This window comes from Enterobacter sp. T2 (assembly GCF_010692925.1).
Taxonomy (GTDB): domain Bacteria; phylum Pseudomonadota; class Gammaproteobacteria; order Enterobacterales; family Enterobacteriaceae; genus Enterobacter; species Enterobacter kobei.
The window spans coordinates 2,680,527-2,695,310 of the sequence record NZ_CP048736.1 but is presented as its reverse complement, the minus strand read 5'-3'; the positions used below and the strand labels follow the sequence as shown (position 1 = coordinate 2,695,310).

9 protein-coding genes are annotated in these 14,784 nt (G+C 59.7%); 7 read left to right on the top strand and 2 right to left on the bottom strand.

The window, feature by feature from the left end; translation table 11 throughout:
* Positions 1-97: 97 nt before the first annotated feature.
* Entirely contained in the window at positions 98-1,882 is a 1,785-nt protein-coding gene (locus G0034_RS12890) for a methyl-accepting chemotaxis protein (protein WP_179120928.1), read from the bottom strand.
* 106 nt (positions 1,883-1,988) lie between these two features.
* Positions 1,989-2,342 (bottom strand): DsrE/DsrF/TusD sulfur relay family protein, encoded by a 354-nt coding sequence (locus tag G0034_RS12885; protein ID WP_179120927.1) that lies wholly within the window; start codon positions 2,340-2,342, stop codon positions 1,989-1,991.
* Between the two features lie 72 nt (positions 2,343-2,414).
* Here G0034_RS12885 and nasR point away from each other — a divergent pair, with 72 nt between their 5' ends.
* The 7 genes from nasR (at position 2,415) to G0034_RS12850 (ending at position 14,783) form a co-directional block, all read left to right on the top strand.
* A complete protein-coding gene (nasR, locus tag G0034_RS12880; RefSeq protein WP_032636261.1) occupies positions 2,415-3,599 on the top strand; it encodes a nitrate regulatory protein NasR in 1,185 nt (394 codons plus the stop codon).
* 228 nt (positions 3,600-3,827) lie between these two features.
* The gene (locus G0034_RS12875; protein WP_179120926.1) at positions 3,828-5,075 is read left to right on the top strand and encodes a CmpA/NrtA family ABC transporter substrate-binding protein; all 1,248 of its coding nucleotides are present in this window, start codon (positions 3,828-3,830) and stop codon (positions 5,073-5,075) included.
* Between the two features lie 2 nt (positions 5,076-5,077).
* Positions 5,078-5,956: a nitrate ABC transporter permease gene (gene ntrB, locus G0034_RS12870; RefSeq protein ID WP_014884183.1), complete on the top strand. Its 879-nt coding sequence runs from the start codon at positions 5,078-5,080 to the stop codon at positions 5,954-5,956.
* A gap of 9 nt (positions 5,957-5,965) precedes the next feature.
* Positions 5,966-6,754 carry an ABC transporter ATP-binding protein gene (locus G0034_RS12865; protein WP_045135483.1) on the top strand — a complete coding sequence of 263 codons (789 nt, stop codon included), beginning with the start codon at positions 5,966-5,968 and terminating at the stop codon, positions 6,752-6,754.
* Positions 6,755-6,767: 13 nt separating this feature from the next.
* Entirely contained in the window at positions 6,768-10,754 is a 3,987-nt protein-coding gene (gene nirB, locus G0034_RS12860) for a nitrite reductase large subunit NirB (protein WP_179120925.1), read from the top strand.
* Positions 10,751-13,228 carry a nitrate reductase gene (locus tag G0034_RS12855; RefSeq protein ID WP_179120924.1) on the top strand — a complete coding sequence of 826 codons (2,478 nt, stop codon included), beginning with the start codon at positions 10,751-10,753 and terminating at the stop codon, positions 13,226-13,228. The genes nirB and G0034_RS12855 overlap by 4 nt, the downstream gene beginning before the upstream one ends.
* A 148-nt stretch (positions 13,229-13,376) precedes the next feature.
* Complete coding sequence (locus G0034_RS12850; RefSeq protein WP_179120923.1) at positions 13,377-14,783, top strand: YchO/YchP family invasin; 1,407 nt, start codon at positions 13,377-13,379, stop codon at positions 14,781-14,783.
* Position 14,784: the final 1 nt, after the last annotated feature.

Sequence of the window (14,784 nt, the reverse complement as noted above, 5' to 3'; positions counted from 1 at the left end):
GATCAAAAAATGGCATAACGATTAAACAAAAATGACAAAATTCCTCAAAAGTTAGGCTGGCGCGCGTTTTACCCGCGAAACGCGCGCCGGGGGAACATTAAATGCGGAAATGGCCGGCCGTTTCAGCAAGGTCGCCCGCCTGGCTCTGCAGGGCTCCTGCGGCGGCGGCGGACTGCACCACCAGCTCGGCGTTCTGCTGCACCATTCTGTCGAGATGGGTCACCGCATGGTTAATCTCATGGATGCCTTTCATCTGTTCGCTGGTGGCGATGGAGATTTCGCGCATGATGCCGGAGACGCTGCCGATGCTGGAGCGGATCTCATCCATGCTTTCACCGGCCAGATGCACATAGCGCGAACCAGTCGCCACGCTATCGGTGGTGGAATCAATCAGGGATTTGATCTCTTTCGCCGCCTGGGCGCTACGACTGGCGAGGTTACGCACTTCCCCTGCCACCACGGCAAATCCGCGGCCCTGCTCACCGGCACGCGCCGCCTCGACGGAGGCGTTTAGCGCCAGAATGTTGGTCTGGAAGGCGATACCGTCGATGACGCTGGTGATATCACCAATTTTTGCGGACGCCACTTCGATGGACTGCATCGTGCTGATGGCCTGAGAAACCACTTCACCACCGCGCGCGGCAGCCGCAGACGCTTTGCTTGCCTGATCGTTCGCTTCCGCTGCCGATTCATTCGATTGCGTGACGGAGGCGGTGATCTGCTCCACCGCGCTGGCGGTCTCGCGAAGGCTGGACGCCGCCTGCTCGGTACGCCCGGAAAGATCCTGGTTGCCAGCCGCAATTTCCTGCGCGGCATTTTTCACCGACGCGCTGGCGTCACGGAGTTGTACCATCACGACGGAAAGCTTATCGCTGAAGGCATTAAAGGCCTGCGCAATTTGCGCCACTTCATCATTGCCGCTGTCCGGCAAACGCTGGGACAGATCGTTGGTCCCGTTGGCAATGTTATGCATCGCATCACGAATGTCAGACAGGCGCTTCAGCAGACGGGCAATCAGGACGTGAACAATGGCGCCGCTCAGGAGTGCCAGGATCACCAGCGAAATCGCCGACGCTTTCAGCAGGGAACGCATGCCGGAGTTGGCATCGCTGTTGTCGAGCGCGACGACCAGCAGCCAGTTTGTGCCCGGCACGGCTGAGGCAATGAAGGTTTTGTCTACATCATTCAGGGTTCCGTCGACCGGATTACCGCGTTTCAGCGCCGCAAAGTCGATCCCTTTGATCGTCTCGGCAAACGGCTTCAGGGTCAAAGCCGGATCGTTGGCGGCAATCACGGTACCGTCACTGTTCAGGAGCAGCCCGCTGCTGGCGGGTGTTGGGTGGATGCCGCGCACGTTTGCCACGACGCTATCCATGGCGACATCGCCCGCCACCACCGCTTTCAGGACGCCATTTTCTTTCACCGGTACAGCAAACGTCACCACCAGCTTTCCGGTACCGGCATCAACATAGGGTGCCGTCACTACCGGGCCGTCCGTGCTCACCACCTGCTGATACCAGGGACGAATGGTCGGATCATAATCCGCCGGGACACCCGCAGGTTCAGAAAACTTCGCCGTCTTGCTCGCATAACCCACATAGACGTTAGTGAATCCCCCCGCCTGCGCCAGTTGTTTAAACACCGGAACCGGGTCGTCAGCCAGCGCGACGCTTTGTGCGGAAGTAATCACCGTCATTTTGCTTTTGGCCCAGTCGGCAATCGCCATGTTGTGGCTGGCGCTGGTACTGGTCAATATATCGCGCTGTGACTGCTGGTTATCCTGGCGCGTGACCTGGAAGTTAATAACGGTATTGAGAAGAAGGGCGACGACAAGGCAACCTGTCGTCGTGGCGATAATACGTGCGCGAATCGATCTGAACATAAGTGAAATACCTGCTGTGTTGTTTCCATGCCTATCGGCAACCCCGCAGGTAAACTTGATGCTGAAACCGCGTCCATAAGAAAATAATATTTTTACGGGATTATTATTAAAAAGTTAATACTTTCTCTGCGGTCAGCGTCCATTCGGCCAGCTCAACCAGCGTCCCGATTTCTACGCCCTCTATCAGCGGCAGAGTGGTAATCCCGCGTCCGTCGGTACAGGTCTTGCACAGTTTCACCGGCACATTTTGCGCGGTCAGGATCTCCAGCATCTGCTGAATGTTATAGCCTTCTGCCGGCTTTTGGCCCTTCAGCCCGGCGGTGACGGCATCCGACATTAAAAAAATCTGTAATGCCAGGTCGCTCTCTTTTTCACGTAACGCAATGGCCAGACGCAGGCTGTTAAAAAGAGATTCGCTGCCGTAAGCCGCCCCGTTGGCGACGATCACAATCTTCTGCATGTTGACTCCTGTTCTTATAAAGGCACGAATATTGCTTAATTCTCCGGAGTTTCGCTGTCCGGGAGAGTAAGCATGACATTAATGGCTGGCATTTCGCCGGGTGCAACCGAATGGCTTCAGCGCGCGAGGCTGATGCGCCGGGAGCAGCTCAGCAAGCTGGCAGAGCTGAACGTGCTGGTGCACGGCATTAGCCAACTGGTACATATGCTACAGTGCGAGCGCGGGGCATCCAACGTCTGGCTCTGTTCACAGGGTAAGCTCTACGCGCCTGAATGCAAAGCCAGCCGGGCGCTGGTAGACGAAAATCTTGCTGCGCTGAATACGATACTTGGCAAGCAGTCCCTCCTCCCGGGGAGCGCCGTCTGCGAACGTATCGGTAATGCACTGCATACGCTGGACACACTTCCCGCGCTGCGTGACGGGGTGAGTCAACAAACCCTGACGGCCCCGCAGGCCATGGAACATTACTCCCGCATGCTTCGCCATCTGCTCAGTATCGTGCCTCAACTCAATGACAGCATTGACGATCCGCAAATCGCGGGCCGGTTTGTCGCCCTTTACAGCCTGATGCAGGGGAAAGAGCTGGCGGGACAAGAGCGGGCCCTGGGGGCGATAGGCTTCACGCAGGGTTTTTTTGATGACGTTACCCGCCAGAGACTGGTAGATCGCATTGACGGGCAGCAAGCCTGCTTTGAGATCTTCCTCTCCCACAGTCAGGCTGACGTTCAGGCCACTTTCTCCCTCAACTGCCAGCCCGACCGTGAGACGGAGCAACTCCGGCGCGTGGCCTGTACCCGCCAGCCTGCCGCGGATAATGGCCATACCGCGCTGGCGTGGTTTGCGCTGCAAACGGCGCGGCTGGAGCATCTGCGCGCGCTGGAGGAGACAATCATCGCCGATCTGATGGTCGCGGTGGATGAGCGGATTCAGCGTGACGAGGTTTATCCGCATCCCGCAGATGAATTGGAGGACCCGCTGGCGCATTACCCGGATAAACCCCTGCTGCCTCTGGTTCGCCAGCAGGCGCGCGAGATTGAGCAACTCTCCCGTCAGCTTGCGTCGCTGCGCGATACGCTTGAGGAGCGAAAAACCATTGATAAAGCAAAAAGCGTGCTGATGACCCACCAGAATATGAGTGAGGAGCAGGCCTGGACAACGCTGCGCAAAATGGCGATGGACAAGAATCAGCGCATGGTGGATATCGCCCGGGCGCTGCTTACGGTGAAAAGCGTGTGGCAGATAACCCCAAAGGAGTAGCTGCACAATCAGTGGGCATGTTGTGCCTGATTGGGGTGCGTAATGGCGAGCAAAACCCGGCTGTCGGCCCTGAAACAGGGTGTTCAAACCTGGCATTGACTTTGCATTATTGAATTAACCATTTTTGACGGTGCGCCAACGGCGGTGCATCAGTCTTCGGGATAAAGGCGTCCAGCGGTGCTTCGGCACTGTGGGCGCTTTTTTTTTGGCTTTTTTTCAGGAGTGGTCATGGCGGATTTGTCGAGACGGCGGTTTTTGCAGGCCAGCATGCTGGCGAGTGGCGCAGTGTTAATACCGGGTGTCATGCAGGCTGCCTGGGCGGCAGGCTCGGATAAACCGGAGCAGGAGACGGTACGTATCGGGTTTATCCCGCTGACCGACTGTGCGCCGGTGGTTATCGCAGCCCTGAAAGGCTTTGATAAAAAATACGGTATCACCATCGTCCCCACCAAAGAGGCGAGCTGGGCAGCGGTACGCGACAAGCTGGTGGCGGGGGAGCTGGACGCCGCGCACATTCTTTACGGTCTGCTGTACGGGCTTGAACTGGGTATTGCAGGCAAGCCGCAGCAGATGGCAAACCTGATGACGCTTAACCAGAACGGTCAGGCCATTACGCTGTCCAGCGATCTGGCGGAGAAGGGGGTTCGCGATCTTGACGGGCTGAAAACGCTGGTCGGGCAGCAGGCGCCTGGCTCTTACACTTTCGCGCACACCTTCCCGACCGGAACGCACGCCATGTGGCTTTACTACTGGCTGGCGAGCGCAGGCATTAACCCCTTCGATGACGTGCGCACGGTGGTGGTGCCGCCGCCGCAGATGGTGATGAACATGCGCATTGGCAACATGGTGGGCTTTTGCGTCGGTGAGCCGTGGAACGCGAGGGCGATTAACGACCGCATTGGCTTCACCGCTGCCACGTCGCAGTCCATCTGGGCAGATCATCCTGAAAAAATTCTCGGCACGCGTCGCGACTGGGTGGAGAAAAATCCGCACACCGCCCGGGCGCTGGTGAGTGCCGTGATGGAAGCCGCGCGCTGGATTGAGGCGTCCCCGGAAAACAAACGTGAAACCGCGCAGATCCTCTCGCGCCGGGCGTGGCTCAACTGCAAAGAACAGTATCTCACCGGGCGAATGCTCGGGGAATACGACAACGGCCTGGGGCAGCGCTGGCAGGACGCACACCCGATCCGTTTCTTCAACGAGGGTGCCGTCAGTTATCCGTATCTCTCTGACGGCATGTGGTTCTTAACCCAGTTCCGCCGCTGGGGCTTGCTTAAAACCGCGCCGGATTACGTGGGTATTGCGCAGCGCATTAACCAGACCGCGGTCTGGCAGGATGCTGCCACCGCCGTCGGCGGACTCTCCACTCCCTCATCACCGTATCGCAGCAGCACGCTGATGGACGGTACCGTCTGGAGCGGAACCGATCCGGAAGGGTACGCCAACCGTTTTGCCATTCACCGTAAAGGGGCCTGATTATGCCGCATCTGCAAAACACAAAACCACAAGAGAAGCCTGAGAGCGGGGAGGTGATTGTCCTGCCACCGTTACAGGTTCGTCGTCGTACGCCTGCGTTGGCGCGTCGAATGAATGATGTTTTACAGCGCGTTATTCCGGCGTTTCTGGGGCTGGGGCTGCTGGTGGTGCTCTGGCAACTGGCGGCGATAAACAGCAAAGGCTTCCCGACGCCGCTCAGCACGCTCGACTCGGCCATAACCCTGTTCGCCGATCCGTTTTATCGCGACGGGCCAAACGATATGGGCATAGGCTGGAACGTGCTTGCGTCACTGCAGCGCGTCGCCATCGGCTTTGGTCTGGCAGCGCTGGCGGGGATTCCGCTGGGCTTTCTGATTGGCCGCTTCACCTTTTTCTCGCGCATGTTCAACCCGCTAATTGCCCTCCTGCGGCCGGTTAGCCCGCTGGCCTGGCTGCCCATCGGCCTGCTGCTGTTCCAGAAAGCGGAGCCAGCATCAAGCTGGACCATATTTATCTGCTCCATCTGGCCGATGGTCATCAACACCGCGGAAGGGGTGCGCCGTATTCCACAGGACTACCTCAACGTCGCCCGGGTACTGCAACTCTCTGAGTGGACCATCATGCGCCGCATTCTCTTTCCTGCCGTGCTGCCTGCGGTGCTGACCGGGGTACGCCTCTCCATCGGTATTGCCTGGCTGGTGATTGTCGCCGCCGAGATGCTCACCGGAGGCTTAGGCATCGGCTTCTGGATCTGGAACGAGTGGAACAACCTCAACGTCGAAAACATTCTCATCGCCATCGTCATTATTGGCGTGGTCGGGTTGCTGCTGGAGCAGGGGCTGATGCTGATTGCCCGTCGCTTTAGCTGGCAGGAAAAATAAGGAGCGAAGATGAAACCATTAATTCAGGTCCAGGGCGTGAGCCAGCGCTTTTCTACTGCCAGCGGCGAGTTTCTGGCGCTGCAAAACGTTTCGTTTGATATTCACGAGGGCGAAACCGTCAGTTTGATCGGCCACTCCGGCTGCGGCAAATCGACGCTGCTGAACCTTATTGCCGGCATTACGCTGCCGACGGAAGGTGGGCTTATCTGCGACAACCGCGAAATTGCCGGGCCGGGCCCCGAGCGCGCGGTGGTGTTTCAGAACCATTCCCTGCTGCCATGGCTCACCTGCTTTGACAACGTCGCCCTGGCGGTGGATCAGGTGTTCCGTCACACCATGAGCAAGGCTGAGCGTAAAGCGTGGATCGAGCACAACCTCGACCGCGTGCAGATGGGGCATGCCTTGCATAAGCGCCCGGGGGAGATCTCCGGCGGCATGAAACAGCGCGTGGGCATCGCCCGCGCGCTGGCGATGAAGCCAAAAGTGCTGCTGATGGATGAACCGTTCGGCGCGCTGGATGCGCTGACGCGAGCCCATCTGCAGGACTCGGTGATGCAGATCCAGCAGGCATTGAACACCACTATCGTGCTGATTACCCACGACGTAGATGAGGCAGTGCTGCTTTCCGATCGCGTGCTGATGATGACCAACGGCCCGGCGGCGACCGTCGGAGAGATCCTGCGCGTTGATCTGCCGCGTCCGCGCAACCGGGTTCAGCTGGCGGACGACAGCCGCTACCACCACATGCGTCAGCAGATCCTCCATTTCCTCTACGAAAAACAGCCGAAAGCGGCGTAACGAGGGGGCTTTGATGCGACTGGTCATTATCGGGAATGGAATGGCGGCCACCCGGCTGATTGACGGGCTAACCGGGCGGGCCTCGGGTCGTTTTGCTATCACCGTCGTCGGTGATGAGCCTGAGCATGCCTATAACCGCATTCAGCTTTCGCCGGTGCTGGGGGGCGAGAAAGCGGCAGCGGATATCTGTCTTCAGGATGAGGACTGGTACCGGGTACGTGGCGTTATGGTGCTGCGGGGCGAAAGGGCGCTTGCCGTGGACGTGGTCTCACGGGAAGTGCGAACCGCCACCCGCACGCTGGGTTGGGATGCCCTGGTATTTGCCACCGGTTCAACGCCTTTTGTTCCGCCGATCCCCGGCGGTGATGCGCCGCAGGTGTTCACGTTCCGCACCCTGGAGGATACCTGCGCCATTCAGGCAGTTTCCGGTCCGGCGGTGGTGCTGGGGGGCGGCGTGCTTGGGGTTGAGACTGCGGCAGCACTGGCACGCTCAGGTGACAACGTCACGCTCGTTCATCGCGGTCCGTGGCTGATGGAACAACAGCTGGATCAACAGGCTGGCGCGCTGCTGGAGGAGGCGCTGGCGGAACGGGGCGTACGCTGTGAGCTTGCCTCCGGCATCTCGGCGATTAACGACAACACCGTGACGTTGCTCAATGGACGCAGTATTGCTGCGGCGCGCGTGGTGCTGGCGACCGGCGTGCAGCCCAACATTGACCTGGCAAAGGCCAGCGGCCTTCATTGCGCGCGCGGGATTGTGGTGAATCACCAGATGCAGACCTCCGCGCCGGACATCTATGCCATTGGCGAGTGCTGCGAAATTGATGGCCAGACGTTTGGCCTGGTCGCACCCTGTCTGGCGCAGGCCGATATCCTCGCCGCACGGCTGGCGGGCGACACCACTGCGCCGTTTACCCTCACCGACAACGGTGTGCGCCTCAAGGTGACCGGCGTGGAGCTGTTCAGCCTGGGTCGTGCGGCGGAGCAGGAGGGCGACGTGGTCTGGCGTTCATGGGATCCGCTGACGCGTCACTATCGTCGCTTACTGATCCATCAGGGGACGCTGGCTGGCGTGCTGCTGATGGGAGATTGCCGCAACGCGGCGACATTTACCGATTTACTGGCAACGGCTGCGCCCGCACACGCGGACTGGCTGTTCGATCGATTCACTACGCAACCGCAGGTTGCAGGACAGAACGCTATGACAAAACCTACTCTGGTGGTGGTTGGGCACGGTATGGTCGGCCATCATTTTCTCGAAGATTGCGTTAACCGCAACTTACATCAGCAGTATCAGATCGTGGTCTTTGGTGAAGAGCGCTATGCCGCCTATGACCGCGTGCATCTGTCCGAGTATTTTGGCGGCCGCAGTGCGGATTCGCTCTCGCTGGTGGCAGGGGATTTTTTTGCTGATAACGGCATTGAGCTGCGCCTGTCGCAGCAGATTGTCGCCATTGACCGCGACGCGCGCGTGGTGCGTACCGCCAGTGGGCATGAAACGCACTGGGATAAACTGGTGCTGGCGACCGGCTCATACCCGTTTGTCCCGCCGGTACCGGGTAACGATCTGCCGGGCTGTTTTGTCTACCGCACGCTCGACGATCTCGACAACATTGCGGCCCATGCGGCGGGTGCGCGTCGCGGGGCCGTCATCGGCGGCGGGTTGCTGGGGCTGGAGGCAGCAAACGCCCTGAAACAACTCGGGCTCGACACTCACGTGGTGGAGTTTGCGCCCAATCTGATGGCGGTTCAGCTCGATAACGACGGCGCGTCGATGCTGCGCAAGAAAATCGAGGCGCTGGGCGTGGGCGTTCACACCGCTAAAGCCACCACGGAAATAGCGTCGACGGATGACGGGCTGGTGCTGCGCTTTGCCGATGGCGAAGCGCTGGAAACAGACCTGGTGGTCTTTTCTGCCGGTATCCGTCCGCAGGACGCGCTGGCGCGCAGCAGCGGGCTGGCTATCGGCGAGCGCGGCGGGATCTGCATTAACGATGGCTGCCAGACTTCCGACCGTGACGTGTTTGCCATTGGCGAATGCGCGTTGTGGGAAGGGAAAATCTTTGGACTGGTTGCCCCGGGCTACCAGATGGCACGCGTGGCCGCCGCCGTGCTGGCAGGGGAGGATAAAACCTTCACCGGCGCGGATATGAGCACCAAACTCAAGCTGCTGGGCGTGGATGTGGCGTCGTTTGGCGACGCTCACGGGCGCACGCCGGGGGCGCTGAGCTACCAGTGGACGCACGGCCCGCAGCAAATCTACAAGAAAATCGTGGTCAGCCACGACAGCAAAACGCTGCTCGGCGGCGTGCTGGTGGGTGATGCCAGCGAATACGCCACGCTGGTGCAGATGATGCTCAATGGAATCAGCCTGCCGAAAGCGCCGGAAACCCTGATATTACCCGCATCCTCAGGCAGCGCGCCAAAAGCGCTGGGCGTGGCGGCGCTGCCGGAAAGTGCGCAGATCTGTTCGTGTCATAACGTCAGCAAGGGCGATATTTGCCAGGCCGTGAGCGCGGGCGCAACGGATATCGGTGCCATCAAACAGTGCACTAAAGCGGCGACCGGTTGCGGGGGCTGTAGTGCGCTGGTGAAGCAGGTGATGGAGTTTCAGCTTGCTGAACAGGGCGTGGAGGTGAAAAAGGATATCTGTGAACACTTCCCCTGGTCACGCCAGGAAATTTACCACCTGGTGCGCGTCAACCATATCCGCACCTTTGACCAGCTCATCAGCCGCTACGGTCAGGGACACGGGTGCGAAATCTGTAAGCCGCTGGTCGGGTCCGTGCTGGCTTCCTGCTGGAACGAGTATCTGCTTAAACCGACGCATCTGCCGCTGCAGGACACCAACGACCGTTACTTTGCCAATATTCAGAAGGACGGAACCTATTCCATCGTGCCGCGTATGCCCGCCGGGGAAGTGACCGCCGACGGGCTGATCGCCATCGGCCAGATTGCAAAGCGCTATAGCCTTTACAGCAAAATCACTGGCGGGCAGCGTATTGACCTCTTTGGCGCCACTCTGGAACAGCTACCGGAGATCTGGCAGGCGCTGGTGGAAGCCGGATTTGAGACCGGCCACGCTTACGGGAAATCTCTGCGCACGGTGAAATCCTGCGTTGGGTCGACCTGGTGCCGCTATGGCGTGCAGGACTCCACCGGCCTCGCGGTCAAACTGGAGCACCGTTACAAAGGCCTGCGCGCGCCGCACAAAATCAAAATGGCGGTTTCCGGCTGTACCCGCGAGTGTGCCGAGGCGCAGAGCAAAGACGTGGGCGTCATTGCCACCGATAAAGGCTGGAACCTCTACCTGTGCGGCAACGGCGGCATGAAGCCGCGCCATGCGGATCTTTTCGCCAGCGATCTGGACGATGAAACGCTGATCCGTACCGTTGACCGGTTCCTGATGTTCTACATCCGCACGGCGGATCGCCTGCAGCGCACCAGCACCTGGATGGACAACCTGGAAGGCGGCCTCGACTATCTGCGCGAGGTGATCCTCGACGACAGTCTGGGTATTGCCCACGAACTGGAGCAGGAGATGGCCCGGGTGGTAGAAACCTACCAGTGCGAATGGCAGACCACGCTCAACGATCCCAACCGTCTGGCGCTGTTCCGCACCGCTGTGAACGACACTGCCGCAGAGCAAGGCAAACGCTGGCAGGAAATCTGCGGTATCGAGGATATCCCCGAACAGGCGGGCATTGGCGCGCGTCTTGGTCACAATGCGATTGCGCTGTTCCGCTTTGGCAAAACCGTTTATGCCCTCGACGACCTGGAGCCAGGAAGCCGTGCGAACGTGCTTTCTCGCGGCATTCTTGGCGATGCGGCGGGGGAGCCGGTGGTGATCTCTCCGCTTTATAAACAGCGCATTCGTCTGCGCGATGGCTGTCAGGTTGAAAATGGTGAGCCTGCGGTACGCGCCTGGCCGGTGAAAATCGAAAACGGCAAAGTGTGGGTCGGTAACGATGCCCTGGTCATGCGTGCGGAGGCTTCATGACAGAAACCCGGACAACATGCCCCTACTGCGGGGTGGGCTGCGGCGTGGTCGCCCGCGTGGAAGGCGGCGTGGTCAGCGTTCGGGGAGATGAAACCCATCCGGCGAATTTTGGTCGCCTGTGCGTGAAAGGGGCCGCCCTGGGGGAGACAACCGATTTACAGGGGCGGCTTTTGCGCCCGGTCCTCGACGGTCATGAGGTGGACTGGACGCAGGCACTGGAGGCGGCAGGTGAACGGCTCCAGCTCATTATCGACACATGGGGGCCGCAGGCGGTGGCGTTCTACGCATCCGGCCAGCTGTTAACCGAGGATTACTACGCTGCTAACAAGCTGATGAAGGGGTTTATCGGGGCGGCGAACATTGATACCAACTCCCGGCTCTGCATGTCGTCAGCGGTGGTGGGTTATAAACGTGCCTTCGGTGAGGACGTGGTGCCGTGCAGTTACGAGGACGTGGAGAACAGCGATCTGGTGGTACTGGTGGGCTCGAATGCCGCCTGGACGCACCCCGTCCTGTACCAGCGGCTGGTGCAGGCAAAGCAAACCCATCCGCAGATGAAGGTGGTGGTGATTGACCCGCGTGAAACGGTTACCTGTGATATTGCTGACCTGCATCTGGCGCTAAAACCCGGCAGCGATGCGGGGCTGTTTGTAGGGTTGCTCAATGTGATCCAGGGAACCGACGCGTGGCCGATGGCCCGCGTGGCGGCGTGTTGCGACCTTCCTGTGCAGGATATTGGTGTGTTTTATGACTGGTTTGTCACCGCGCCACGCGCGATCACGCTCTACACCATGGGGATCAACCAGTCATCGAGCGGTAGCGACAAGTGTAACGCCATCATCAACGTCCATCTTGCCAGCGGAAAATTCAACCGCCCGGGCTGCGGTCCGTTTTCGCTGACCGGACAGCCAAACGCCATGGGCGGACGGGAAGTGGGCGGGCTGGCAAATCAGCTGGCGGCGCACATGAACTTTGAGCCGGACGATCTTTCGCGGGTGGCGCGTTTCTGGGGAACGGAAAGGCTGGCGCAGACGCCAGGCCTGATGGCGGTTGAACTGTTCGATGCCATTGCCCGTGGCGAAGTGAAGGCGGTGTGGATCATGGGCACCAACCCAGCGGTCTCGCTGCCGGACAGTCACGCCGTATGTCAGGCGCTGGCAGGCTGCCCGCTGGTGATTGTTTCTGAGGTCATGAACGATACCGACACCAGCCGGTTCGCCCAAATCCGTTTTCCGGCGCTGGCCTGGGGGGAGAAGGACGGCACTGTGACCAATTCCGAGCGGCGTATTTCGCGCCAGCGCGCCTTTCTGCCTGCCCCGGGAGAGGCAAAACCGGACTGGTGGATCGTCGCGCAGATTGCACAACGGCTGGGTCACGGTGATGCCTTTGCCTGGCAACATCCGCACGAGATTTTTTGCGAGCACGCGGCGCTGACGGCCTTTGAAAATGACGGCTCGCGGGCATTGAACCTGCATGACCTGGCTGAACTTACCCGGGAAGCGTGGGAGCGGCTGGAGCCGTATCAGTGGTCAACGGGGGATTTTCCGCGTCGAAACCTGGTGCCGGTCGATCCGGTCCAGCACGGTGCGGCGGTCAGCACGCTGTACCCGGTGATCCTCAATACCGGACGCATCCGCGATCAATGGCACACCATGACCCGGACGGGGTATGTGTCCCGGTTGATGCAGCATATCGCGGAGCCGTTTGTTGAGGTCTGCGCCAGCGATGCCGTGCGGTTCTCGTTGTGTGATGGCCAGCTGGCGCGGATCAGTTCGCCGCGCGGCGTGATGGTCGCCAGAGTGCGAGTCAACCGCGGCATCCGGCAAGGCGAGGCGTTTGCCCCGATGCACTGGAACGCCGTGTTTGCCCGTCAGGGAAAGGTGAATGCGCTGGTGGAAGGGCGCTGCGATCCGGCGTCGGGCCAGCCGGAGAGCAAACAAACCGCCGTTCGGATCATGCCCTGGCTGCCCGCCTGGCAAGGGGTGCTCTATACCCACGAACAGCCGGCGTTACCATCCTGGGTTCACTGGTGGCGTAAAGCCTCGCATCTGACGGTATCAGGAGATAAACCGTTGCTGTCGTGGGTCATGAACTACGCCAGCAGCCGGGGCTGGCAGTTACAGGTTGCTCAAACCGGCGAACGCAGCAGCCTGCTGGCCTGGCATGAAGGTCAGCTGATGCTCGGCTTCTGGGAAGGCACCACGTTACCGGAGCTGGTACACCCGATCATTGACGCTGCTTTTCGCTCGCCCCCCACGACGCCTGCAGAGCGTCATGCGCTGCTGAACGGGCAGGGTGTGGAGGAGACGGTGGATCCGGGACGCATTATCTGTAGCTGCTTCAGCGTCGGAGAAAATGCGATTCGGGAGGCGATAGCCGGAGGGTGCGAAAGCGTCGCCGCGCTGGGGGCAACGTTACGGTGCGGCACGAACTGCGGCTCCTGCGTTTCGGAGTTGAAAGGACTGTTTGGATGATGGTGTAAGGGCGTCGGGTGGCGGAGTCGCCACCCGACAATCAGTTTCAGGATAATCCTGAAATTTCCGCCAGAACTGCATTTCCAGGCTTATCGCGTTAACATAATAAGAGTTTATCCATAAACACAGGTTCTTTTTTACGACGTTGATGGTTGTATCGTCCCGCATTCGTTTTCTGCTCTTACTCCCCCTTCTTACGGCCGGAGCCGTTCACGGTGCGCAGCGTTCCTTTATCCAGCAGGCACAAAATCCCTTTGATAATAACGGGGATAATCTGCCCGACCTGGGTATGGCTGCTCCCTCAGGGGAAGGGGAAAAGCACCTGGCCGAAATGGCGAAAGCCTTTGGTGAAGCCAGTATGACCGACAACGGCCTGACAACGGGCGAGCAGGCGCGTCAGTTTGCCTTTGGTCAGGTGCGCGACGCGGTGAGCGGCGAAGTGAACCAGCAGATTGAGTCCTGGCTGTCGCCCTGGGGGAACGCCAGCGTCAATTTACTGGTGGATAACGAGGGCAAATTTAACGGCAGCAGCGGGAGCTGGTTTATCCCCTGGAACGATAACAACCGTTACCTGAGCTGGAGCCAGCTTGGCCTGACGCAGCAGACGGATGGCCTGGTCAGTAACGCCGGAATCGGCCAGCGCTGGGTCGCCGGAAAATGGCTGCTGGGCTATAACACCTTCTACGATAATCTGCTGGACGAAAACCTGCAGCGTGCCGGACTGGGCGCCGAGGTGTGGGGGGAGAATCTGCGCCTGTCAGCGAACTATTACCAGCCGTTTGCCGGATGGCGCGACAGATCTGATGTTCAGGAACAGCGAATGGCGCGGGGATATGATGTCACCGCCAAAGCCTGGCTGCCGTGGTTTCATCACCTGAACACCAGCGTCAGCGTCGAGCAGTATTTTGGCGACAACGTTGATCTCTTCAACAGCGGAACCGGCTATCACAACCCGGTGGCGGTCAATCTTGGGCTTAACTATACCCCGGTTCCGCTGGTCACGCTGACCGCCGCGCATAAGCAGGGTGAAAGCGGCGAAAGCCAGAATAACCTCGGCCTGAAGCTTAACTACCGCTTTGGCGTGCCGCTGGTAAAGCAACTCTCCGCCAGTGAAGTTGCGGCCACGCGTTCTCTGCGTGGCAGCCGCTATGATTCCCCCGAGCGTAACAGCCTTCCGATTATGGAGTTCCGCCAGCGTAAAACGCTGTCCGTCTGGCTGGCAACGCCGCCGTGGGATCTGAAAGGGGGTGAAACCGTCATGCTGAAGCTACAGATTCGTAGCACGCACGGCATCCGTCAGATCCACTGGCAGGGCGATACCCAGGCACTGAGCCTGACGTCGCCCGGGAAGGGTAACAGCAGCGACGGCTGGAGCGTGATTATGCCTGCCTGGAATGAGGCAGAAGGCGCGACAAACCGCTGGCATCTTTCGGCGGTAGTGGAAGATGAGAAGGGCCAGCGCGTCTCGTCCAATGAGATCACGCTTGCGGTGGTGCAGCCGCTGATCGCTATACCTGACGACGACCCGCGCTGGAAGCTGCTGCCGGATGAGTAAT